This is a genomic window from Amycolatopsis sp. NPDC041971 (assembly GCF_055588925.1).
In genome coordinates this window covers 80,655-102,294 of the sequence record NZ_JBVJCE010000015.1, presented here as the reverse complement: position 1 = coordinate 102,294, position 21,640 = coordinate 80,655, and the positions used below count along the sequence as shown (strand labels likewise).

The following is a 21,640-nucleotide window of genomic DNA, read 5'->3' as shown; positions in this document are numbered from 1 at the left end:
TTTTGGCAGGAAACGCACAGCCCCTCAACCCCACCCCCCCCCCCCCCACCCGTCCCCCCCCGCTAAAGGCGAGTCACCCGGAGCTCGGCGGGCCCGGTCGGACGCCACAACGTCGTCGTCACGGCGCCGCGTCCCCGGCGGCGGCGAGGGGGCGCTCCGCCGGGGCGATAGCAAAGGTCCCTTGCTCCCTCGGGCGGAGCCGGGTCAGCGTGACCCCGCCCAGCACGACGACCATCCCGGCGATCACCCGGAGGTGCAGCGGCTCGGCCAGGAACACCGCCCCCAGCAGCACCGAGACCACCGGCAGCAGGTACCCGACGATCGACGCCGCGACGGCACCCTCGCTCGCGAGGAGCTGGTAGTTCAGCGCGAACGCGATCCCGGTCGACCCGATCCCCAGGATCACGACCGCGACGATCGCGCCGGTGCTCAGGCGCACCGGTTCGAAACCGCCCATCGGCATCGCGAGCAGCATGAACCCGGTCGCCAGCAGCATCTGCCCACCGGCCAGTGAGAGCGGCGAGTCGCCGGTGCCGGTGAGGTACTTGCCCTCGTACACGAACGCGAACCCGTAGCTCGCGGCCGCCGCGAGGCAAGCCAGCGCGCCCCAGCTGACCAGGCCGGACGCCTCCCACGGCGCGAAGATCAGCAGAATCCCGGCGAGCCCGACGACCAGCCCGGCGACCCGTACCGCGGTCATCTTCGTCCGCGCGCCCATCATCGGCGCGGCCAGCAGCACCCACAGGGGTGTCGTCGAGTTCAGCACCCCGGTGATCCCGGAGTCGATGGTCAGCTCACCCCACGCGAACAGCAGGAACGGCAGCGCGTTGTGGAAGAACGCCGCGACGGCCAGATGTCCCCAGATCCGCCGTCCCGATGGCAGCCGGTCCCGGCCGAGGTAGCAGAGCCCGATCAGCACCGCCGCGCCGAGCACCACCCGCGCCAGCACCAGCTGCACCGGCGAGAACGCGCCGAGCCCCAGTTTGATCCAGAAGAAACTCGATCCCCACATGAGCGCCAGCGCGCCGATCCGCAGCAGGGTCTTCGTCTCGCCCACCCCAGTCCTCCTTAAATGCCTGGCTCAGCTTCGCCGCGCCGACGCGTAAGGACAAGCGAAAATAACTGCAGGGAGGGTTAAGAAGAACTGTAAGATCGGGCCATGCTGGACGTCCGCCGCATGCAGGTCCTCCGAGCCGTGATCAGCAGTGGTTCGATCACCGCCGCCGCCCGGAATCTCGGCTACACACCTTCCGCGATCAGCCAGCAATTGTCCACCCTGGAAAGGGAAGCGGGCGTCGAACTGCTGGAGCGCGTCGGCCGCGGCGTGCGCCCGACCCCCGCCGGTTCGCTGCTGTCCGAACACGCGGAAACGCTGAGCACGCAGCTCGCCAAGGCCGAAGCCGCGCTCACCGAACTCAAGGAAGGCCGCACGGGCAGGCTCGCGATCCGCTACTTCGCCACGGCGGGCGCCTCACTGGTGCCGTTGGCCGTCGCCGCGCTGCGCCGGGACTTCCCAGGCGTCCGCCTCGACCTGAAACTGGTCGAGCCCGACGATTCGATGCCCGAAATCGAGTCGGGCAAGGCCGACGTCGCGATGATCGTGCTCCCCAGCAGCAGTCCCCGCGTCAAGGGTGTCGAGTACATCCACCTCCTCGACGACCCGTACCGCGCGATCCTGCCGAAGAACCATCGGCTCGCCCGCAAACGCGTCCTCGATCTCGGCGAACTCGCCGAGGATCCGTGGGTCGGCGTCGACGGTCTCCCCGGCGCCTGCCGCGACATCCTGCTCGACGCCTGTGGCGCGGCCGGATTCGCCCCGAACCACGTCGTCGAATCCGAGGATTACCAGACGGCACAAGGGTTCGTGGCCGCCGGCCTCGGCGTCGCGCTGATTCCGGAGCTCGGCCTCGGCGCCCCGCACCCCGGCGTCGCCATCCGCAAGGTCCGCCGCCCGGATCCGGTCCGTTCCATCCACGCGGCCGTCGCCGCGCACGCCAGGGAGCACCCCGCGGTGCGCCGGTTCCTCGGCGCGATCCGAGAAGGGGCCGGACAGGTAAGCGGGACTGGTCGAGTGGGCACGAAAACCGGCTGAGCTCGAACAGCCGCACGGGCGGTCGACAACCTGGCTGGGAAGCCACGAATCCCGCCAGAGAAAGGACCTCCGTGCGTCCCCTGATCGTTCTGCACGGCTCTTGGCACCAGCCCGCCCATTTCGACGATGTCGTCGAGCGCCTGCGCAGGGAAGGCGCCGAGGTCACCATCCCCGATCTCGGCGGGCGTCCGATCGCCGAAACCACCCGCACCGTCCAGGAACTCGTGGACCGGGCGGCCGAGCCGCCGGTGGTGCTGGCGCACTCCTTCGGCGGGCTCACCGCAAGCGGGCTTCAAGGGACTTCGCACCTGATCTTCCTGGCCGCGATCGTCAGCGAGCCAGGGGAAACCGCTCAGTACTGGCTCGAGCGGATCAAGGAGGAAACCGGCCGTGAACCCGACCAGGTGCCCTTGACCTTCGACGACGCGGGCCTGACCCACCTCGACCCCGCAGCCGCCCGCGAGGCCATGTACGCCGACTGCACGGACGTCGTCGCCGAGCGCGCCATGGCGTTGCTGCGCCCCGAGCCCGTCACGATCTTCGACGAGTCGTCGGATGGCGCGGCATGGAAGGATACCCCGAGCACGTACGTCACCTGCACCGAAGACCGGGCGCTCGCTCCGGAACAGGTGGCTCACTGCGCCATGCGCTGCGAAACGACGGTGACCTGGCGGGCGAGTCACAGCCCGTACCTCAGCCGTCCGGTCGAACTCGCGACGCTGGTCCGCGAACGGCTCTAGCCCCGCCCTCGCCCCGCCACCACCCTCAACGGGCAGGCGGTGCCTGGCCGGTCAGATCAGGAACAGTTCCGCGAACAGCACACCGATGAGGATCGCCGCCACGACGGCACCCGCCACGAGCAGCCACTTGCGGGTGTCGGGCGACTTCGCCGCGGCCGGCGCGGTGGGCGCGTACTGCCGCGCCGGCGGGGCGTACTGCGGCTGCGGCTGCGGCGGCTGATACTGCGGCGGCTGGTGCTGGGGGTACTGCGGGACCGGCTGCTGCTGCGGCGCCTGGTTCATCGGCATCGGCATCGAGGCCGGAACCGTCGGCATGGCGGGCGCGGTCGGCGGGATGAACGCCGTCTGCCTGCCCTCGGTGATCGCGCTCAGCGAGCGGACCGTGTCGGCCATCGTCGGCCGCGAATCCGGCTCCGCCCGCAACATCTTGCGCAGCGCACCGGCCAGCGGGCCGGCGGTCTGGGGCGGCCGTTCCGAAGACTCGCCGTCCTCACCGAACGGCGGCACCCCTTCGACGGCCGTGTACAGCGTCGCGCCCAGCGAGAACACGTCGGACGCCGAAGTCGCCCGTTCGCCGCGCGCCACCTCGGGCGCCCGGTACGCCGGGCTCGGCCCCCCACCGGTGATGCCGATGTCGGTGAGCTTCACGCCGCCGTCGTCGGCCAGCAGGACCGTGCCTGGTTCGACGGTCCGGTGCACCACCCCGGCCTCGTGCATCGCGGCCAGCGCGCGGCCGAGCACGATGCCGAGCCCGGCGGCCTGTTCCGCGGTCAGCCTGCCGTGCTCGGCGAGGAAGGTCGCCATCCCGCGGGACGGGATGTACTCCATCACCAGCCACACGTCCGGCCCGTCGGGCAGCACGTCGTACACCTTGATGGCGGTCGCGTGCTCGAACTTGGCCGCGTCCTTGCCTTCTTGGCTGACGACGGCCTTGGCCTGCTCCGCCCGGTCCGGCGGCAGGCCGACGGGCAGGTACATGCGCTTCATCGCGACCGTGCGCAGCAGACGCGTGTCGAACGCCAGCCACACGATGCCCGCCCGGCCACGCCCGATGGGCTGGTCCAGGCGGTACCGGCCGCCGACGATGGAACCTTCAGAACTCAATGCAGCCTCGGATCAAGTGCCAGGCGGGGGCGAACTCACCGGCGGGTCGGATGAAGTCGGCGGTTTGGGCGTCGTCTTCGGCGGAGTCGGTGTGTTGGGCGGCTTCGGGGTCGATTTCGGCGTGGTCGGCCGATCCGGCTCGTCCGTCTGACTCGCCTTGCTCGACGTCTTCTTCGACGAACTCGCCGTCTCCTTCGGCGGCTCGGCCGGTTGCGTCTCCGTCGGCGTTTCCGTCGTCTCAGGAGCCGATGGCGCGGCCGAAGGAGTCGGCTTCGTCGACGAGTTCCCCACCTGGGCGGGCGCCTCCGGGTTGTTCGGGCTCAGCAGCCAGAAGCCCAGCGCGGCCAGCGCCACGACCACGACACCGCCGATGATCGCGGGTTTCTTCCACGCGCCCGGCTTCTCGTCGTCGTCCACCGGGCTGGTCTGCGCCCGAGTGGGCGGCGGAGGCGGAGGCGGCTTGTCGTAGTCGTCGTCGTAGGCATCGTCGTCGTAGTCGCCCGCGGGGACCGGGACGGCGCGCGTGGGCGCCGGGTCGCCGCCGGGGTGGCCGCGTTCGGCGAGCAACGCCGTCTCGTCGTAGTTGTCGTACCCGTCGTAGTCGTCTTCCGGGTAACCCGACGCGGGCGGCTGGTGGTAGTCGTCTTCGTCGTAGTACGAACCCGCCGCGGCCTGTTCGTCGAGGAGCGAGCCCGAGTGACCGGCCGCTTCGCTGTCGAGCGCCTGGGTCGCGCCCGCGCCGGCGATCACCCCCGCGACCGGGGCGGCGAGCAGGGTCTCGTCCGCGGGACCGCCCAGCGGCGTTTCGCCCCGCGCGACAGCGGCGAGGAGTTCTTCGCACTCTTCGGAGGTGGGCCGGTGCCGTATCTCCGGGTGCAGCAGCACGGCCAGCACGCTGGCGAGCGGGCCGGACTGACGCGGCGGGATGATCTGCCCGGCCGCGACCGCGTGCAGCAGGCTCAGCGTGTTCTCGCTGAGGCCGAACGGCGGCTGGCCTTCGCAGGCCGCGTAGAGCGTCGAGCCGAGAGAGAAGACGTCGGACTCCGGGCCGGGGTCGCCGCCGATGGCCACCTCGGGCGCCAGGTAGGCGGGGGTTCCGGCGATCATCCCGGTCTTCGTGACCGTGACGTCGTCCTTGGCCCGCGAGATACCGAAGTCGGTGATCTTCACGGTGCCGTTCGGCGCCAGCAGGATGTTGCCGGGCTTGATGTCCCGGTGCACGATGCCGACCGCGTGCGCCTCGGTCAGCGCCGCCGCGACCTGCGCGCCGATCCGGGCCACCTCCGTCGGCGGCAGCGTCCGCTCCTCCTGCAGCACCTGGGCGAGACTGGTGGAGTTCAGGTACTCCATGATCAGGCACGGCTGGCCGTTGTCGTCGGTGACGACGTCGAACACCGAGATGGCGTTCGGGTGGTGCAGCCTGGCGGCGATCCGTCCCTCGCGCATCGTCCGCTGGCGGGCGTCTTCGGCGTCGTGAGCCTCAAGACCGGGTTGCAGCAGCAACTGCTTGATCGCCACCGTGCGGCCGAGTACCTCGTCGTGCGCTTGCCACACGGCACCCATCGCGCCCGTGCCGATCCGCCCGGCGATGCGATATCGACCGGCGACCAGGCGACCCTCGTCGCTCACGCGACCTCCCTTTGGGCTCCGTCTTCACGTCGCGGAGTGGTCCGCGCACGCGGTGCGGCCGTCAGCACGCCACAGCGTTGGAGCGTATGCACATGTAGTGGTCTGTGTGCCGGCTTTTCCGAGACCGACTCGTGACAAGGCTAGGCGCTCACTCTGCGCACACAAACGCGGCACGCACTGATCGCACTGGGTGGGGAGCCGTTATACGCGGGGTGTCCGTCACATGTGCTGTGCGGAGAGCAGCCGCGCGTCGGTGATCAGACCGGTCGTCTCGTCGGCGAATTCCAGCACCTGCGTGACCCGCACCAGGCCGCCGTCCGGGTTGCGCATGGTCACCACGGCGAGGATGGTGCCGTCGGCCTGCTCCCGGAGATCCTGGATCTGGATCGCGTCCATGGCACTCCACGCCTCGACCATCCTGCCCATTCCGGACTTGGCCAGTACCGGCGTGAGCAGCGACATCGCGCCGGACGGATCGGCGTCGACGGTCTGGTAGAACTTCCGGACCGCGTCGATCTTGTCCTCGGCCGTGGTGACCGCGGCCGGTTTGGAGACCGGTTGTGAACTGGCGCTGCTGGACGCCGAACCCTGGTGCGTGAGCGAGCCCGATGCGGTACCCGAAGACGGCTGGGCCGGGGTGCTGGTGCTCCCGGGCGTCGGCGTCTCCTGCTTCCGCTGCGGCTGCGGGGAGTCCGGCACGGCGAGCCCGCCGAGCGCGGCGGCCCCGCTCATCATCTCGGGTGCGGCGGCGCCCGGCGCCGTGCCTTGGCGCTGGGCGCCCGCGAGCACGCCCGCGGTGACGACGGCGCCCGCGACCAGCAGTCCGGCGGCCACCAGCCCGGCCAGCTTGGCCCGCCGGGCGGCGCGGCTCTCCGGCTCTTCTTCTTCGGGCTCGGGCCGCGACGACGGCACTTCGCGGGTGCGGGCGGGAACGAACTTCTGCGGCTCGCGGAAGACCTGCTCGAGGTACTCACGGTCCACACGGGTGTCGTTCAGGATCTCTTCCGGGATGACGTCCTCGACACGTACGGCGTCCTCACGCCGTATGCGCTGTCGATCAAGCACGAAATTCCTCGCTCTGGTCCGGGGCAGGCGCTGAGCCGTTCGGCCGGCGCCTCTGGTCCGCGCGGCCGTCTTCTGAACGGTGCAAACCTTGCAGTCGCCAGGTAACCCTGTACGGACGGTTCACGGCCAGTCTCTATCGCCGGAATGCCGTCGCGATACGACGAACGGCAGCTTAGGTCACCCACCCGGACCAGGGACGACCGCTCATCGCACCGCACGTGCAGAGGAACAGGACACCTGCACGTGCGCGACCGGTCACATGCCGTCATCGACGATCTTGTCGTCGTCACCGAAGGTCAGCGTGCGCTGCTCCATGGTCTTCGTTCCGTCTTTGTGGGTGACCTCGACGGTGTTGACCGTGACGCCGCGGCGCTGGTCGATGCTGACCTTCTTCACCTCGAAGTAGGCGACGTCCGCGTAGCGCTCACGAAGGCCCTGCGCGCCTTCTTCGCCCAGGCTGCCCGAGGTCACCGAAGAGGCCTCGTGGGGATCGGTGGTGACGTTGTTGAGGAAGATCTCGGTGTTGTCGCCCATCGCCTGCGCGTCCGGTTGCGACGCGTACCAGGGGGACGTCGTGGTGGTGCGGTCGGCGGGCACGACCGGCGGCTTCCGCGGCCGGTCGCCCGGCGGCGGCGCGGGCCGCCCGGACGTGACCGGCCCGCCCGAGTCCGGATGGGACTCGCTGCCGCCGGAGCCGTCGCTGTCCGACGCGGTGCCGGAGTTGGCGGAACTGCGGTCGTCCCTGGTGGAGGAATCGGTCTCGGAGCTGGACGGCTTGCCCGCCGCACCGCCCGGCGGCGGTGTGACCGGATTGCCGGCGAGGCCTTCCTGTGTCAGCGGGCTGCCGCCGCGGTATCCGGGCCAGCCGCCTTGGCTCTGCTGCTCCGGGAGGGGTTTGCCGACCAGGAACGAACCGGCGAAGAGCAGACCGACGACGACCAGCGCGGACGCCGCCGCCGCGAACCAGGCGGCCTTGCGCCAGGTCTTGGGCGGGGTCACCGAGGCGGGCACCGTACCGAGGTCGAAGGTGCTCAGGCCGTCGACGGGCGGGGCGAGGTAGACGCGGACGTCGTCGTCACCCTCGTGATCGTCGATCTCCACCGGCTCGGGACGGCGGGGAGCGGGGGCGGTCAGCGTCACCTTCGTGCGCTGGGCGGCCTTCGCGCGCCGTTCCTCGGCGGAGAGCCGGACCGGTTCGATGAACGAGACCTCGACGCGGGCCGGGCGTTCTGGGTGTTCTACGGGTACCTCGCGAGCGGGCTGGGGGAGCGGCAGACGGCCGCTCGTCGGGGCGTAGCCGGGGCTCGGCACCCTCCCGTTCCGCGGTGGCGGCAAGGGCAGGGAACCGGTGGAGGGCGGGGCGAACTCACGATGTGCGTGATGCCCGTGCCCGGTCGGACGCCGCCGCCTCGGCGGCACGGGTGGGGTCCAGCTCTCGGTACCGCCCGCCCGGTGACGGCCCACGTGCGTGGCGCCGTCCCGTCCCTGGTGTTCCGCCCAGCCGTTCATGTCCGAGCGACCCCCTCGCGGGCCGTCCCTGACGGCGATGTGACACCGGTTGAGCCGAACAGACCAGCGCTTTCACGGGATCCCTCGCTTGCAGACTCCCGGGCACTCTCGTGAGCAAATGCACGCGCATGCGACGGTGGACGCGCGGGGCCATCGCCCCCGCGCGCCATACGGGCATCGCCCGACCCAGACGCAAGGGTCATCACGAGGTCCACACTAAAAGTTCGACACGCGCAAGTCTTCACCCACTCTGCAAGTTGCAGATGTTTCACTCGGTCGGGCGCGGCCGAACGGGCCTTGGTGACGTAACGCAGTGCTATCCGTGCTGGTGGAGCCGGTCAGTTTCCGCTGCGGTACTTCTGCTGGGTCGATTGCAGGGCTTTGGTGGCGGTGATTCCACTACCCGCTGCAAGTAAAACGGCGATGATGTCGAGCGTCGTTCCCCCACTGGTGAGCAACCAGGCGAAAAGCGAAGCCGCGGTGGTACCCGCTGCGATCGGCCAGCGTGTCTTGACGTACTGGGCGATGGGCGTGCCGCCCGCGCGCTTACCCGCCGCGTTGTTCAGCATGGCGAGATAACCGAGATGGCCCAGTGCCGCCAGGACACCGGCGATCGCGATGATCACGGCGATGAGGTTAATCATGTGTCCAGTTTGCCTGTTCTTTTATCGCGCTGTTCGCGATCGTGCTGCCAGGGCGTGACTATCACCTGATCGTTACGTGAACTCCGAGGGCGCCCTGTCATCACGATCGCGAGGCCTGGCGGCCGAAAGGCGCGCGACTTCAAGGGATCAAGAGATTCTGGTCACGTCGGCCTCGGTCACCTCAGCGTCGGTCACGTGGGGCTCGGTCACGTCGGGCTCGGTCGGGCCGACCCTGTGCCATCGCCTAGCGCCCCAGCCTGCCCCGGCCCAGGTTCAGCAGCGCCATCGCCAGCTGCCGTCCCTCCGGCCCGAGTTCGCGGTAGCGCGCCAGCACGTCCATTTCGCGGTTGTAGACGATCCGGGTGCCGCCCGCGGCCATCCTGGCCGCACCGATCGTCTTGGAGACTTCGACGCGGCGTTTGACCAGCCGCAGGATCTCGCCGTCGAGCCAGTCGATCTCCGTGCGGAGCTCATCGATCTCTTCGGCCGTGGCGGTGGTGGGTTCTTCGGCGTCCGGCTTCTGTGTGGTGTTCATCGGGACCTTTCTTCGGTCCGGATTCCCTGCTGGCCCCCGGAACAGCGTAAAGCCCCGGGGTCCGTGGACTCCGGGGCTTTACGGTGATGGCATCGCGGCACTATGCGATCACGGGAGCCGGAGTCCGGGTCCCGTAAAAAAACCGCGTCGCGTGCCGCATGCCGATCATTATGCCACAGCGAAACCGTCCTCCGGCTTGAAGCGGCGGCGCGCTCCGCGGACGCGGGCGTGCACGAGGACGCTCATGGCCAGCCAGAACATCGGCATCGCCGGCCAGAAGAACCGCGCCTCCGAAGCCGTCCAGCGGATGATCAGCAGCACCGAAAGCACGACGGCGACCGCGAGGTGGACCCGCACCGCCGGATGCCCGAAGACGACTGGTCGCCGCTTCGGCGTGGGTTCGGGCAGATCGGCCGTGAGCGCGGCGAGTTCGTCCGTGTACTTGGTGGAATACACAGTGCCGAGCCGCTCTTCTACTTCTTCGAGAGTGAGACGGCCTTCGCCGCCGGCGGCCTGGATGAGCGAGACGACCCGCTCCCGGTCGGTGTCGGCGGCCCTGAGCCGGGAGGGAATTCCGTTGGTGTCCATGGCATCCGATCCTCCGCCGCGAACACCGTCCGCGCGTCGGACGGCAGGCGGCAACACCGCCTACGCCCGGCGCTGTAGCGTGGACCGGCGATGAACACCCTCTTCGATCTCCCAGCGGACGGTCCGGCCAAGCCCCGGCACGCGGACCTGCTCGACGACCTGAACCCGGCACAGCGCGAAGCCGTGACCCACGCGGGCTCGCCGCTGCTGGTCGTCGCGGGCGCGGGTTCGGGCAAGACCCGGGTGCTGACCCGCCGGATCGCGTACCTGCTGGCCGAACGGGATGTGCACCCCGGCCAGATCATGGCGATCACGTTCACCAACAAAGCGGCCGCGGAGATGCGGGAGCGGGTGAGCGACCTCGTCGGCCGCCGCGCGAACGCCATGTGGGTGTCGACGTTCCACTCCATGTGCGTGCGGATCCTGCGCCGTGAGGCCAAAACGCTGGAGATGTCGTCGAGTTTCTCCATCTACGACTCGGACGACACGAAGCGGCTCATCACCCTCGTCGCCCGCGATCTCGACATCGACCCGAAGAAGTACGCGGCGCGCACGCTGGCCGTGCACATCTCGAACCTCAAGAACGAACTGATCGAGCCGGAGACGGCGGTCGCCGACGCGGGCAACGACCTCGAACGCCGCGTCGCCGAGGTCTACGTCGAGTACCAGCGGCGGTTGAACCAGGCCAACGCGTTCGACTTCGACGACCTCATCATGCGGACGGTCGAACTCCTGCAGACGTATCCGGACGTCGCCGAGTACTACCGGCGGCGGTTCCGGCACGTGCTGGTCGACGAGTACCAGGACACGAACCACGCGCAGTACACGCTGATCCGCGAACTGGTCGGCACCGAGGCGAACGAGTCCGTGATCGAGCCCGCCGAACTGTGCGTCGTGGGTGACGCGGACCAGTCGATCTACGCCTTCCGCGGGGCGACCATCCGCAACATCGAGGAATTCGAACGCGACTTCCCGAACGCGCGGACGGTGTTGCTGGAGCAGAACTACCGCTCGACCCAGACGATCCTGAACGCGGCGAACGCGGTCATCGCGCGAAACCCGAACAGGCGCGCCAAGCGGCTGTGGACCGATTCAGGTGACGGCGAGAAGATCGTCGGCTACGTCGCGGACAACGAGCACGACGAAGCGGCGTTCGTCGCGGGCGAGATCGACGCGCTGGCGGACAAGGGCGAAGCGGACTACTCCGACGTCGCGGTCTTCTACCGCACCAACAACCAGTCACGTGTCTTCGAAGAGATCTTCATCCGCCTCGGCCTGCCGTACAAGGTCGTCGGCGGTGTGCGGTTCTACGAGCGGCGCGAGGTCCGCGACATGCTCGCGTACCTGAGGGTGCTGGCGAACCCGGAGGACACGGTCAGCCTGCGCCGGATCCTCAACGTCCCCAAACGCGGCATCGGCGACCGCGCCGAAGCGGTCATCGCGACGTACGCCGAGCGCGAGCGCGTCTCGTTCGCGCAGGCGTTGCGTGGCGCCGTCGACGGCGAGGTGCCGCTGCTGAACCCGCGTTCCGCCAAGGCGATCACCGGTTTCGTCGGGTTGATGGACGAACTCGGCGAGGTCGTCGAGAGCGGCGCCGAAGTCGCCGACATCCTCGAAGCGGTCCTGGAACGCACGGGCTACCGCGCGGAACTCGAAGAGTCCGACGACCCGCAGGACGCGTCGCGGGTGGAGAACCTGACGGAACTCGTCACCGTCGCGCGGGAGTTCACCGAATTCACCGCCGAGGTCGCCGGTCCGGACGGTGAACTCCCCGAAATCGACACCGTCGACACCGTGGACGCCGGAGTGCCGGAGCCGGGCTCGCTGCCCGCGTTCCTGGAGCGCGTTTCGCTGGTGGCCGACGCGGACTCGATCCCCGCTGCCGACGGGGGCGATGACGGCGACGGGCACGACGCGGGCGTGGTCACGCTGATGACCGTGCACACCGCGAAGGGTCTCGAGTACCCCGTGGTCTTCGGGACGGGCTGGGAAGACGGGATCTTCCCGCATATGCGCGCGCTCGGTGACCCGACCGAACTGGCCGAGGAGCGCAGGCTCGCCTACGTCGCGATCACGCGGGCGAGGAAGAGGCTGTACGTCTCCCGTTCGATGGTGCGTTCCGCGTGGGGCCAGCCGCAGATGAACCCGGCTTCCCGGTTCCTCGACGAGCTTCCCGCCGAACTGGTCGATTGGCGCAGGCTCGCGCCTTCCTCGTCGTCCGGTGGTTTCGGTTCCTCAGGTGGTTCGCCGCGTGCCGCGACGACCTGGGGAAGCCGTGGTGGCGGCGCCTCGCCGTCGAGGTCGACGGGTACGAGTCCCTTCGGTAAAGGTTGGAAGGACACCGTCGCGCTCAAACTCGACGTCGGTGACAGGGTCAGTCACGACAAGTACGGGCTCGGGACCGTCGTCGCCTGCGACGGTGCGGGCCCGCGTGCCACGGCGACGATCGACTTCGGCGACGCGGGCAAGGTCCGGCTGATGCTCATCGGCAGCGTCCCGATGGTCAAACTCTAGCCCTGACCTGCGGTTTCCTCGCCGCGTACGAAAACTGTCGGACCCCTCCCGTATACCTGTGCCATCGAACACGAGTTCGATGCGCTGGGGCAGGCCGACCGAGCCGGTGTGCCCCGATCAGGAGGAGGGGGCGCACGGTGTGGACGGGGTCTTGTTTGGGGTTCTCTCGAGTGGGGTACTCGAATATCTGCGGGGTGTTGAAGAAGGGGCGGGGACGGATCGGGGTCCGGAACCGCCGGAAGTGCTCAGGCTGGTCGCGGCCTGGCGCGCGTTACTGCGGACGCACGAACCGGACGGGGCCGGACGGTGCGTCGTATGCGGGCACGCGCGGCGATGGCTGTTCGGGCCGCGGCCAGCCGGGTGCCGAACTCTTTCCCGGGGACTTTTCGCCGGATGGCGGCCGATCGAACGGCGCCCGGCCGGTCTCTGCACGGTATGGCAGATCGCCGTGGGGTACTTCATCCGGAAGCTGCCCGACGGCTTCGCTTGAGGGCCCCGAAGGCGACACCTGCTCCGGGCCGGATGGCCTACGACGCTTCCCGATGTCCTCGAAACCGATGGTCTCGAAGGGGGAAGCGGAGGTCCTGAAGGCGCGCCAGAGCGTCGTTGCCCGGCGCGCCCTTGCTGCGGGCGGGGTCACCGATGTGGCGAATAGGTGCTGTGTCGAAAGAAGAGTCGCGCGCCGATCAGCCGACGCTGACACCGCGGGCGGAGAGCCACGGGCGCGGGTCGATCTTCTTCGTGCCGTTCTGCCACACCTCGAAGTGCAGGTGCGGGCCGGTGCTCTGGCCACGGTTGCCGACCTCGGCGATCTCCTCGCCGCACTTGACCTTCTGGCCTTCGCGGACGGAGAACGAGTTCATGTGGCCGTAGACGTGGACGGTACCGTCGGGAAGCTGGACCTTGACCCAGAGGCCGAAACCGCTGGCGGGGCCCGCTTCGATGACCGTGCCGTCGGAGGCCGCGACGATCGGGGTGCCGATCGGGGCCGCGATGTCGATGCCGAGGTGGCTCGTACCCCACCGGGCACCGAAGCCCGAGGTGAAGGTGCCCTTGGTCGGCATACAGGTCTTGGGGCGCTTGGCCTCTTCTTCGGCCTTGCGGGCCGCTTCGGCCTCACGCTTCACGCGGGCCTGGGTGATGCTGTTGTTCTCCGAGAGCTTCTGGGCTTCGGCGGAGGCGTTCGTCGACTGGCTCGTCGGCAGCAGCTCGGGGGCGCCACCACCGGCTCCGCCGCCGAGGGCGAACGAGGCGCTCGCGTCCTGGGTGCTGGCCAGCGGGGTGACGGCGGCGTCGGAGGATTCCGAAACGGACTTCAGGGTCTGCCCGGCAGCGGCGGCCGCGAAGGCGCCGGCAGCGACGGCTGCGACCACGACACGACCGCGAAGGGCCGAGGACGGGGGCGACAGGCGGTGCGAGCCCCGGACGCGAACGACCGCACCATCGAGTGCGTTCTCGAGCGCCGGGGAAGGAGCTTGGCCGCCGGGGGAGCGGTGTGAAGCCAAGACGGGGCCTTCCATGTTCGGGGAGTCGGATCAAGAGCCCGGGCGGGGGAACCCGGTGAACGACCTCGGGGGTGGTTCGTTCGGTGCTCTCATTCGTGATCTGACTGTAATGGGGACCCCGGGACAGTAACGAAGCGGCACCCCGAACAGCAAGATCTGGCGGCGCTCTCGGCCGATCGGGCTACGGCGATCTGGCCGTTGTCCAGTGGGGATTACCCAAAGTTAAACCAGGTTTACTCACCAATCTGTGACTTGCGTTACAAGATCACAGGGCCATTCGGGGGTACCGAAGGGCCGGAAGGGAGGCAAACGAGGGAAATAAGTGGTTGCCCGACCGTGTTGAAGGAGGTTTACCCCGACTGGCCTGTCTTACACGCCTCTTCCGCGCATCGTCAGCGACTCTTCAGTGCCTGGCTGAGCGCCGGTGAGACCTGCGGCGCCCCTGCTGCCGGGCCCCGCCGACCCCGGCTTGCTAGCGTCGCCGTCGATGACTTCGCGCTCACGGCACCCTGGCGGCGGCTCCGCCGGGCAAGCCGTCCCCGGTACCGCGTCCGCCGAACTTCTCCGGAGCGAACCGGGCTCCCGCTCGCGAGGGCTCCTGCTGTCGGCGGGGCTGGTGTCGGCCGGGGCGGTCGCACTGGCCGCCGGCGCGTCGCTGCCCGTCATCCAGGGTGGTTCGCCTGGTTTCACCGCCGGTCCCCTGCTGGTCGTGCTGGCCTTGGCGCCCGCGGTGGCCGTGCTCTACGCGCTGTTCACCGGGCGCACCGGGCTCACGGCCGGGTTGGTACTCGGGCTCACCGCGCTCGCGCCCGGGCGGCTGCTGCTCGACCTGCAGTTGCTCGCGGACGGATCCCTCGCCGCGCGTCCGGAACTGTTCCTCGCCGACAGGCTGCTCGCGCTGCCTCCGGCCGGGCCGGGGCTGTGGCCGCTGGTGGTGGGCCACTTGCTCACCCTCGCCGCCGGGGCGTTCGCGGCCGGGACCGCCCGGGACGAGGCGGAACTGGCGGGTGAACTCGACGGGCGGCGTCGCTGGCGGCTGCTCGGGCCCGTGCTCGGCGTGGCCGGTGCACTCGGCCTGCTGCTCGCACCCCTCGGCTCGGGCAACGCGTATCTCCTGGCCAAGAACGCCTTCGAGGGTCCGACGGTCGCGATGGCCGGGTGCCTGCTGCTCGCGGCGATGCTTCCGTTGACCGTGCTCGTGGCGGTGAATTCGCCTTCGGCCGGAGTCGGCAAGGGCGGGTTCGCCGGAGCCGGGCTGGCGGCGCTCGCGGTCGGGGTCCCGGCGGTGGTGGCGGGGCTGGTCGTGGACCGGCTCTCGGTCGCGCCGGGTTCGGTGGTGGTGACCGTCGCGGGTCTGGCGCTGGTCGGACTAGCCTTCACCAGGTTCGACGTCGCGGAGGCGGGCGAGACCGTCACCGGTGACCTCGCCGGCGAGGCCAGGCTGCCCGGGCTGTTCTGGTGGCGGCTGGCCACCGGTGGCCTGGGGTTGCTTGCCGCCGCGGCCGCCGCCGCGGGTGCGCTGTCCCCGGTCCTGAAGGCCAACGGTGCGACGCCCGTCCCCGAGACGCCGTCGCGCTGGCTGCTGCTCGGCGCCGCCGTCGTGCTCGCCGTGCCCGCGCTGTTCGTCTTCGTGCCCCGGCTCTCGGCGTTCGCCAGGGGAATCGTCGCGGCGACGTGGGTGGGTGTCGTCCTCGCGGGCGCGGGCGTGCTGAGCGCGGCCTTGTCCGTGACCGAGGACAAGGCGGTGGACCCGGCCCTGTTCGGGGTCGACCTTCCGGTGCCGTTGCCGGACAAGATCGGCTTCTCGGCGGGCCCCGGCGTCACGTGGACGTTCATCGCGCTCGTGCTGGCGGCCGTGGCCGCGCTCGCGGCGGTGATCACCGGCGTGGTGGAACGCGACGTCGCTGCTGACACCGACGACACCGACGACACCGATGACACCGATGACACCGACGACACCGATGACGCCGATGACACCGCCGTTGTCGCGACGGACAGCGGGTTGGACGGTTCGCGGGCGAACGGCACGGTGCTGACCCCGGTCGTCGCGGCGGCGGTACTGGCGATCGCCGCGTTCGGCACCCCGGTGTTCACCGCGCCGGGCTACACCGCTTCTGGTCTGTGGTCGAACTTCGGCGCGGCCTCATGGGGTCTGCTCGGCGCGCTCGCGGTCTTGTTAGGCCTGTACGCGCTCGTCGTGCGCTCGCGGCCGGTCGCGGCGGCGTCCGCACTGGCCGGTGCCGCGCTGATACTCGGCTTGCGTGCGGCGGAACTGCCGCTCGTCGGCTCGGAATACGACGGCTCGTCGGCGGGGATCGGGTTCTGGCTCGCGCTGGGCGGCGTCCTCGTCTCCCTCGTCGCGGCCGGGATGGCCGTCGCGGGTGCGCGGCGGACCGGATGAGGCGCCGTCTCCTTCGGGTCGTGCTGGCCGAGTTCGAGGTCGCGGACGGTTCGGCGGTCGCGCTCGGGCGGGCGCTGCGCGACGACGGCGCGGAGGTCGTCTACGCCGGACGTCTCGACACCGTCGAACAACTGGTCCGGACGGTCGAACAGGAGGATCCGGACATCCTCGGCGTCTTTCGCGGTGCGAGCGAACCGGAAGGGCTCGCCGAAACGCTTCCCGGCGTTCTCCTCTTCGCGGTCGGTAACGGCCCGAGCGGGTTCGAAAACGCCTTCGAAAGCCTGGAAGAGGCGGCGAACTGGGTCTCCGGTGTGCGGTCTCACACCGTGGAAACACCGTCTGACCGCGTACGGTGACCGACTTCACCAGGTGCGGAGTGCCCGGCTTCTGCGCAGGTCGCTAACCTCGACTGGTCCGACAGCGCGGTCCGGAAACGGACCACCACAGTGGCGTGTCGTCAGGAGACTGGAGTAGTGGACCTCTACGAATACCAGGCGAGGGATCTCTTCGCCGCCCACGGAGTACCGGTTCTGCCGGGTGCCGTGGCAAACACCCCCGAAGAAGCCAAGGCCACCGCCGAGAAGATCGGCAACCAGGTCGTCATCAAGGCGCAGGTCAAGACCGGCGGCCGCGGCAAGGCCGGCGGCGTCAAGCTGGCCCAGACGCCGGACGAGGCCGCGGAAAAGGCCGAGGCGATCCTCGGTCTCGACATCAAGGGCCACATCACGCGTCGCGTGCTGGTGGCCGAAGCCTCGGACATCGCCGAGGAGTACTACTTCTCCTTCCTGCTGGACCGTGCGAACCGCACCTTCCTCGCGATGGCTTCGGCCGAAGGCGGCGTGGAGATCGAGCAGCTGGCCGTCGAGCGTCCCGAAGCGCTCGCGAAGATCCCGGTCGACGCGATCATCGGTGTCGACAAGGCGAAGGCCGTCGAGATCCTGACCGCGGGCAAGTTCCCGGAGAAGGTCGTCGACGAAGCCGCCGACGTCGTCGTGAAGCTCTGGGAGACCTTCGTCTCCGAGGACGCGACCCTGGTCGAGGTCAACCCGCTGGTCCGTGACCCGCAGGACAAGATCATCGCCCTCGACGGCAAGGTCACCCTCGACGAGAACGCCTCCTTCCGTCAGCCGGGCCACGAGGCCCTGGTCGACAAGGACGCGGAGAACCCGCTCGAGGCGAAGGCCAAGGCCAAGGACCTCAACTACGTCAAGCTCGACGGCGAGGTCGGCATCATCGGCAACGGCGCGGGCCTCGTGATGTCCACGCTGGACGTCGTGGCGTACGCGGGCGAGAAGCACGGCGGCGTCAAGCCCGCCAACTTCCTCGACATCGGTGGCGGCGCGTCGGCCGAGGTCATGGCGGCCGGTCTGGACGTCATCCTCAACGACACCGACGTGAAGAGCGTCTTCGTCAACGTCTTCGGTGGCATCACCGCTTGCGACGCGGTCGCGAACGGCATCGTCGAGGCGCTGAAGATCCTGGGTGACGAGGCCACCAAGCCGCTCGTCGTGCGGCTGGACGGCAACAACGTCGTCGAGGGTCGCCAGATCCTCGCCGACGCGAACCACCCGCTGGTCACCGTGGTGGACACAATGGACAACGCGGCCGACAAGGCCGCCGAGCTCGCCGCGGCAGGTGCGTGAGATGTCGATCTTCATCAACGAGAACAGCAAGGTCATCGTCCAGGGGCTCACCGGCTCCGAGGGCATGAAGCACGCGACCAAGATGCTGAAGTCCGGCACGAACATCGTGGGTGGCGTCAACGCCCGCAAGGCCGGTCAGACCGTCGCGGTCGAGGGCAAGGACCTCACCGTGTTCGGCACGGTCGAGGAGGCCATCAAGGAGACCGGCGCCGACGTGTCGGTCATCTTCGTGCCGCCGAAGTTCGCCAAGGACGCGGTGATCGAGGCGATCGACGCCGAGATCCCGCTCGCCGTGGTGATCACCGAGGGCATCCCGGTGCACGACTCGGCCTACTTCTGGGCGCACGCGGTCGCGACGGGCAACAAGACCCGCATCATCGGGCCGAACTGCCCCGGCGTGATCAGCCCCGGCAAGTCGAACGCGGGCATCATCCCGGCCGACATCACCGGTGCCGGACCGATCGGCCTCGTGTCGAAGTCCGGCACGCTGACCTACCAGATGATGTACGAGCTGCGTGACATCGGTTTCTCGACCGGTGTCGGCATCGGCGGCGACCCGATCATCGGCACGACGCACATCGACGCCCTCGAGGCGTTCGAGGCCGACCCCGAGACCAAGGTCATCGTGATGATCGGCGAGATCGGCGGTGACGCCGAAGAGCGTGCCGCGGCCTACATCAAGGACAACGTGACGAAGCCGGTCGTCGGCTACGTCGCGGGCTTCACCGCGCCCGAGGGCAAGACCATGGGCCACGCCGGCGCCATCGTCTCCGGCTCCTCCGGCACGGCCGCCGCCAAGAAGGAGGCCCTCGAGGCCGCCGGCGTCAAGGTCGGGAAGACCCCGAGCGAGACCGCCGTCCTGGCGCGCGAGCTGTACAACAGCCTCTGATCCCTCGGAGACTGACGCTTTCCCCGGCGGGCCGGGCACCCCACCGGTGCCCGGCCCGCCTCTTTACGCCCGGATCGCCTTTAGCCCCCTAATCGCGATCCGGCGGCCGTGTCGCGTTTAGTGGGCTAAACGCGATCCGGAGGGGTGCGTCGCCTTTAGCCCCCTAATCGCGATCCGGTCGTCGCGGAGGGGTTCCGCACGGAACCTGATCGGGTGTACAGACGTCTCAGAGCCCGAGGCGTGGGGTGACCGCGTGTGCGCTAGCGTTCGAGCATCACAGCCGCCTCGTTTGTCCCGGGAGTCCCGCGCGCCCCGGGGTGCCGGTCGACGACAGGAGAGCATTCGGATGTCCTATCCCAGCGGTGGGCCCGGCTACCCCCAGCAGGGTGGCGGCCAGCAACCCCCTCAGTCCCACCCCGGCTCGGGAGCCTTTCCACAGCAGCAGGCGCCTTCGCAGGCCGCCCCGCTGAACCTGGCGCTGCTGCTCGCGCTCGCCGTCACCGTCCTCGGCCTGGTGCAGTTCTTCATCGGTTTCTCCGACGAAGCCGACGCCGCCAAGGAGGTCTCGGTCTTCCTCCTGGTCGGCGGTCTGCTCGCGGCGCTGCACGCGTTGCCGCGTGGTCCGAAGACGCTGCCGTTCGCCGCGCTGTTCAGCGTCCTCGGCGCGTTCGGCGCGCTCGACCTGATCGTCGGCTACCCGACCGTCGACGGCGGTGAGGGCCGCACGGAGGTCTCGCTCCCCGGCATCCTCACCGTGGTGCTGATCCTCGGCATCCTGCAGATGCTGATCGCGGTCGCCGCGCTGCTGTTCGAGCACGACGTCATCAAGCTGCCCGCCGCGAAGCCGCAGCAGCAGCAGGCACCGCAGGCCCCGTACAGCCAGCAGTTCCCGCAGCAGAGTCCGCAGGGTCCGTTCGGCCAGCAGAGTCAGCAGGGCCCCGCCGCCACCCAGGTCCAGTCGTTCCCCGGCGCGGGCCAGCAGGGTCAGCAGGGTCAGCAGCAGGGCGAGCCGTCCGGTCCGTTCTCGCAGCCGGGCGGGTTCCAGCCGCCGGTCACGCAGCCGCCGGGTCAGCAGGCCACGACGTACGCGCCGCAGCAGGGCCAGTTCTTCCAGCAGCCGCCGTCCTCCTCGTCGGAGTCGGGTCAGAACCCGGGTACACCGCCCGGCGGTTTCGGCCAGCAGAGCTGATCTTCCGAACGCGAAACACCCGCTGTGACTCTCCGTGTCACAGCGGGTGTTTCGTTTTTCCGGGTGACCCGACCGGGTGGGTTGGGCCACGTGCGCTGTCCGGCGGCGGCGTGCCTCACCCGGACGGCCCAGTCCGGATGTCATGGTGCGGATCATGAAGCTGCTCACCCGCGCCGAACGCCCGCCGGGCGAAGAGCCGGTGAGCGACCTCGTCCCCGAGCCGGAGGTGTCCAGGGCGAAGCGGGTTCGTGTGTTGCTCGCCGTGGCCTGCCTCCCTTTGCTTTCCTCCTATACCGCCGTCGCGGCCGTTCTCGCCATGGTGTCGTTCGCCGCCGACCGGTCACGGTTCTCCGCCACCGGAGCGCTGCTCGCCGCCGGTCCGGGCTGGCTCGCTTCGTGGCAGGTGGAACTCGAACTCGACGGTCATCCGCTCGGCGTACTGCCGCTGCTGCCGACACTCGTCGTCGGGTGGCTCGCCGCGAGGACGGCCGCGCGTGCCGCCCGTCGTCTCGGCGGCCGGACCCCGGCGGACGCCGTCCCGGTGGTGACGGTGACAGTCGGGGCGCACGCGCTGTTCGGTGTGCTCATCGCCCTGATGGCGGGCGGATCACCGATCGGGGTGAACCCGCTGACCGCCTTCTGCGTGCCGGGGCTCCTCGCCGGACTCGCCGCCGTCGCGGGAATCGCCAAGGTCTGCGGGCTCGCGGCCGCGGTGCGGGACCGGTTCGACCCGGTCGCCGTCCACGGCCTGCGGGCGGGAGCGCTCGGTCTCGCCGCGTTGATCGCTTGTGGCGCGATGGTGTTCACCGCGGCCACCGCGCTTTCTTGGTCCACTGTGGACAGTCTGTTCGAGCCGGGCTTCGGCGTGAGCTTCGGCATGTTCGTGCTCTCCGTTGCCTACCTGCCGAACGCGGTCGTCACCGCGCTGTCGTTCACCACCGGACCGGGTTTCTCGGTCGGTTCGCTGACCGTCGGCATGTTCGGCTACCAGGAAGGCAAGCTGCCAGGGGTGCCGCTGCTGGCGGGGATCCCGTCGCACCACGCGGTCTGGTGGCCGGCGTTGCTGCTCCTGCCCGCGCTGGTCGGCGCGTTGGTCGGCTGGCGGATCCGCGCGATCGACGAGGACCCGATGCTGCGGATGCGGGCGGTCGCCGTCGCGGGCGCCCTCGTCGCGTTCGGCTGCGTCATCCTCGGGACCCTCTCCGGCGGAAGGCTCGGCGACGGACCGTTCGACCCGGTCAGCGTGCCGGTCGGGGTCGCGTCGGTGATCGCGTTCTGCTGGATCGTCGTCCCCGGCGGGTTCGTCGCGTTCTTCGCCGGACCGCACGAGGCTCCCGAACCGCCGGGTGAACCCGAGGACATCACCGAAGTAGAAGAAGAAGCCGTCGAGCCCGAAGACGACGAACCGGCAGAGGAAACCGAAGCCGAAGCGGGCGACGAGGCCGAAGAATCGGCGGAGGGCGCCGACGAGACCCCGGTGGAACCCGAGCCCGAAACCGAGCCGGAACCAGAGTCCGAGCAGGACATCGTTGTGACCGAGTCCACCGACGGGTCCGGCGACGCAGGCGCCCCCGGCGACGACCGTTAGGGTTG

Annotated in this window: 18 protein-coding genes; 9 read left to right on the top strand and 9 right to left on the bottom strand. The window is 69.6% G+C overall.

Features of this window, described 5'->3' with window-relative positions:
• Positions 1 to 118: 118 nt before the first annotated feature.
• A complete protein-coding gene (locus ACZ6DT_RS27250) occupies positions 119 to 1,057 on the bottom strand; it encodes a DMT family transporter (RefSeq protein ID WP_465600290.1) in 939 nt (312 codons plus the stop codon).
• Positions 1,058 to 1,159: 102 nt separating this feature from the next.
• On the opposite strand from ACZ6DT_RS27250, the gene ACZ6DT_RS27245 reads away from it, so the two are divergent.
• A complete protein-coding gene (locus tag ACZ6DT_RS27245; protein ID WP_465600287.1) occupies positions 1,160 to 2,092 on the top strand; it encodes a LysR family transcriptional regulator in 933 nt (310 codons plus the stop codon).
• 71 nt (positions 2,093 to 2,163) lie between these two features.
• Positions 2,164 to 2,832 (top strand): alpha/beta fold hydrolase, encoded by a 669-nt coding sequence (locus ACZ6DT_RS27240; RefSeq protein WP_465600284.1) that lies wholly within the window; start codon positions 2,164 to 2,166, stop codon positions 2,830 to 2,832.
• A 51-nt stretch (positions 2,833 to 2,883) separates the two neighbouring features.
• On the opposite strand, the gene ACZ6DT_RS27235 is transcribed toward ACZ6DT_RS27240, so the two are convergent.
• From ACZ6DT_RS27235 to ACZ6DT_RS27205, 7 genes are all read right to left on the bottom strand, one after another.
• Entirely contained in the window at positions 2,884 to 3,936 is a 1,053-nt protein-coding gene (locus tag ACZ6DT_RS27235) for a serine/threonine-protein kinase (RefSeq protein WP_465600282.1), read from the bottom strand.
• Between the two features lie 12 nt (positions 3,937 to 3,948).
• Positions 3,949 to 5,565 carry a serine/threonine-protein kinase gene (locus tag ACZ6DT_RS27230; protein ID WP_465600280.1) on the bottom strand — a complete coding sequence of 539 codons (1,617 nt, stop codon included), beginning with the start codon at positions 5,563 to 5,565 and terminating at the stop codon, positions 3,949 to 3,951.
• Between the two features lie 219 nt (positions 5,566 to 5,784).
• Positions 5,785 to 6,630, bottom strand: coding sequence for a hypothetical protein (locus tag ACZ6DT_RS27225; RefSeq protein WP_465600277.1), 846 nt, complete (start codon positions 6,628 to 6,630; stop codon positions 5,785 to 5,787).
• 255 nt (positions 6,631 to 6,885) lie between these two features.
• Positions 6,886 to 8,139 carry a hypothetical protein gene (locus ACZ6DT_RS27220; protein WP_465600274.1) on the bottom strand — a complete coding sequence of 418 codons (1,254 nt, stop codon included), beginning with the start codon at positions 8,137 to 8,139 and terminating at the stop codon, positions 6,886 to 6,888.
• A gap of 338 nt (positions 8,140 to 8,477) precedes the next feature.
• Positions 8,478 to 8,783, bottom strand: a complete 306-nt coding sequence (locus tag ACZ6DT_RS27215) for a hypothetical protein (protein WP_465600272.1) — start codon at positions 8,781 to 8,783, stop codon at positions 8,478 to 8,480.
• A 244-nt stretch (positions 8,784 to 9,027) separates the two neighbouring features.
• The gene (locus tag ACZ6DT_RS27210) at positions 9,028 to 9,318 is read right to left on the bottom strand and encodes a chorismate mutase (protein WP_465600269.1); all 291 of its coding nucleotides are present in this window, start codon (positions 9,316 to 9,318) and stop codon (positions 9,028 to 9,030) included.
• A gap of 168 nt (positions 9,319 to 9,486) precedes the next feature.
• Complete coding sequence (locus ACZ6DT_RS27205) at positions 9,487 to 9,906, bottom strand: DUF1707 SHOCT-like domain-containing protein (protein ID WP_465600266.1); 420 nt, start codon at positions 9,904 to 9,906, stop codon at positions 9,487 to 9,489.
• A 90-nt stretch (positions 9,907 to 9,996) separates the two neighbouring features.
• Here ACZ6DT_RS27205 and pcrA point away from each other — a divergent pair, with 90 nt between their 5' ends.
• Entirely contained in the window at positions 9,997 to 12,420 is a 2,424-nt protein-coding gene (gene pcrA / locus ACZ6DT_RS27200) for a DNA helicase PcrA (RefSeq protein WP_465600264.1), read from the top strand.
• Between the two features lie 686 nt (positions 12,421 to 13,106).
• On the opposite strand, the gene ACZ6DT_RS27195 is transcribed toward pcrA, so the two are convergent.
• On the bottom strand, positions 13,107 to 13,793 hold the full coding sequence (locus ACZ6DT_RS27195) for a M23 family metallopeptidase (protein ID WP_465600262.1): 687 nt from the start codon (positions 13,791 to 13,793) through the stop codon (positions 13,107 to 13,109).
• A 619-nt stretch (positions 13,794 to 14,412) separates the two neighbouring features.
• On the opposite strand from ACZ6DT_RS27195, the gene ACZ6DT_RS27190 reads away from it, so the two are divergent.
• From ACZ6DT_RS27190 to ACZ6DT_RS27165, 6 genes are all read left to right on the top strand, one after another.
• A complete protein-coding gene (locus ACZ6DT_RS27190) occupies positions 14,413 to 16,326 on the top strand; it encodes a hypothetical protein (protein ID WP_465600259.1) in 1,914 nt (637 codons plus the stop codon).
• Positions 16,323 to 16,682: a hypothetical protein gene (locus tag ACZ6DT_RS27185; RefSeq protein WP_465600256.1), complete on the top strand. Its 360-nt coding sequence runs from the start codon at positions 16,323 to 16,325 to the stop codon at positions 16,680 to 16,682. The genes ACZ6DT_RS27190 and ACZ6DT_RS27185 overlap by 4 nt, the downstream gene beginning before the upstream one ends.
• 117 nt (positions 16,683 to 16,799) lie before the next feature.
• Entirely contained in the window at positions 16,800 to 17,969 is a 1,170-nt protein-coding gene (gene sucC / locus ACZ6DT_RS27180) for an ADP-forming succinate--CoA ligase subunit beta (protein ID WP_125796400.1), read from the top strand.
• A 1-nt stretch (position 17,970) separates the two neighbouring features.
• The gene (gene sucD / locus ACZ6DT_RS27175; protein WP_465600253.1) at positions 17,971 to 18,858 is read left to right on the top strand and encodes a succinate--CoA ligase subunit alpha; all 888 of its coding nucleotides are present in this window, start codon (positions 17,971 to 17,973) and stop codon (positions 18,856 to 18,858) included.
• Positions 18,859 to 19,204: 346 nt separating this feature from the next.
• Complete coding sequence (locus ACZ6DT_RS27170) at positions 19,205 to 20,047, top strand: DUF5336 domain-containing protein (protein WP_465600250.1); 843 nt, start codon at positions 19,205 to 19,207, stop codon at positions 20,045 to 20,047.
• Between the two features lie 142 nt (positions 20,048 to 20,189).
• Complete coding sequence (locus ACZ6DT_RS27165) at positions 20,190 to 21,635, top strand: cell division protein PerM (RefSeq protein WP_465600248.1); 1,446 nt, start codon at positions 20,190 to 20,192, stop codon at positions 21,633 to 21,635.
• The last annotated feature ends 5 nt before the right edge of the window (positions 21,636 to 21,640 follow it).

Coding starts and splice junctions, on each gene's coding strand:
- ACZ6DT_RS27245 (WP_465600287.1), top strand. CDS start 1,160: ATGCTGGACGTCCGCCGCATGCAGGTCCTCCGAGCCGTGATCAGCAGT.
- ACZ6DT_RS27210 (WP_465600269.1), bottom strand. CDS start 9,318: ATGAACACCACACAGAAGCCGGACGCCGAAGAACCCACCACCGCCACG.
- ACZ6DT_RS27190 (WP_465600259.1), top strand. CDS start 14,413: ATGACTTCGCGCTCACGGCACCCTGGCGGCGGCTCCGCCGGGCAAGCC.
- ACZ6DT_RS27185 (WP_465600256.1), top strand. CDS start 16,323: ATGAGGCGCCGTCTCCTTCGGGTCGTGCTGGCCGAGTTCGAGGTCGCG.
- ACZ6DT_RS27220 (WP_465600274.1), bottom strand. CDS start 8,139: ATGAACGGCTGGGCGGAACACCAGGGACGGGACGGCGCCACGCACGTG.
- ACZ6DT_RS27205 (WP_465600266.1), bottom strand. CDS start 9,906: ATGGACACCAACGGAATTCCCTCCCGGCTCAGGGCCGCCGACACCGAC.
- sucD (WP_465600253.1), top strand. CDS start 17,971: ATGTCGATCTTCATCAACGAGAACAGCAAGGTCATCGTCCAGGGGCTC.
- pcrA (WP_465600264.1), top strand. CDS start 9,997: ATGAACACCCTCTTCGATCTCCCAGCGGACGGTCCGGCCAAGCCCCGG.
- ACZ6DT_RS27165 (WP_465600248.1), top strand. CDS start 20,190: ATGGTGCGGATCATGAAGCTGCTCACCCGCGCCGAACGCCCGCCGGGC.
- ACZ6DT_RS27170 (WP_465600250.1), top strand. CDS start 19,205: ATGTCCTATCCCAGCGGTGGGCCCGGCTACCCCCAGCAGGGTGGCGGC.
- ACZ6DT_RS27215 (WP_465600272.1), bottom strand. CDS start 8,783: ATGATTAACCTCATCGCCGTGATCATCGCGATCGCCGGTGTCCTGGCG.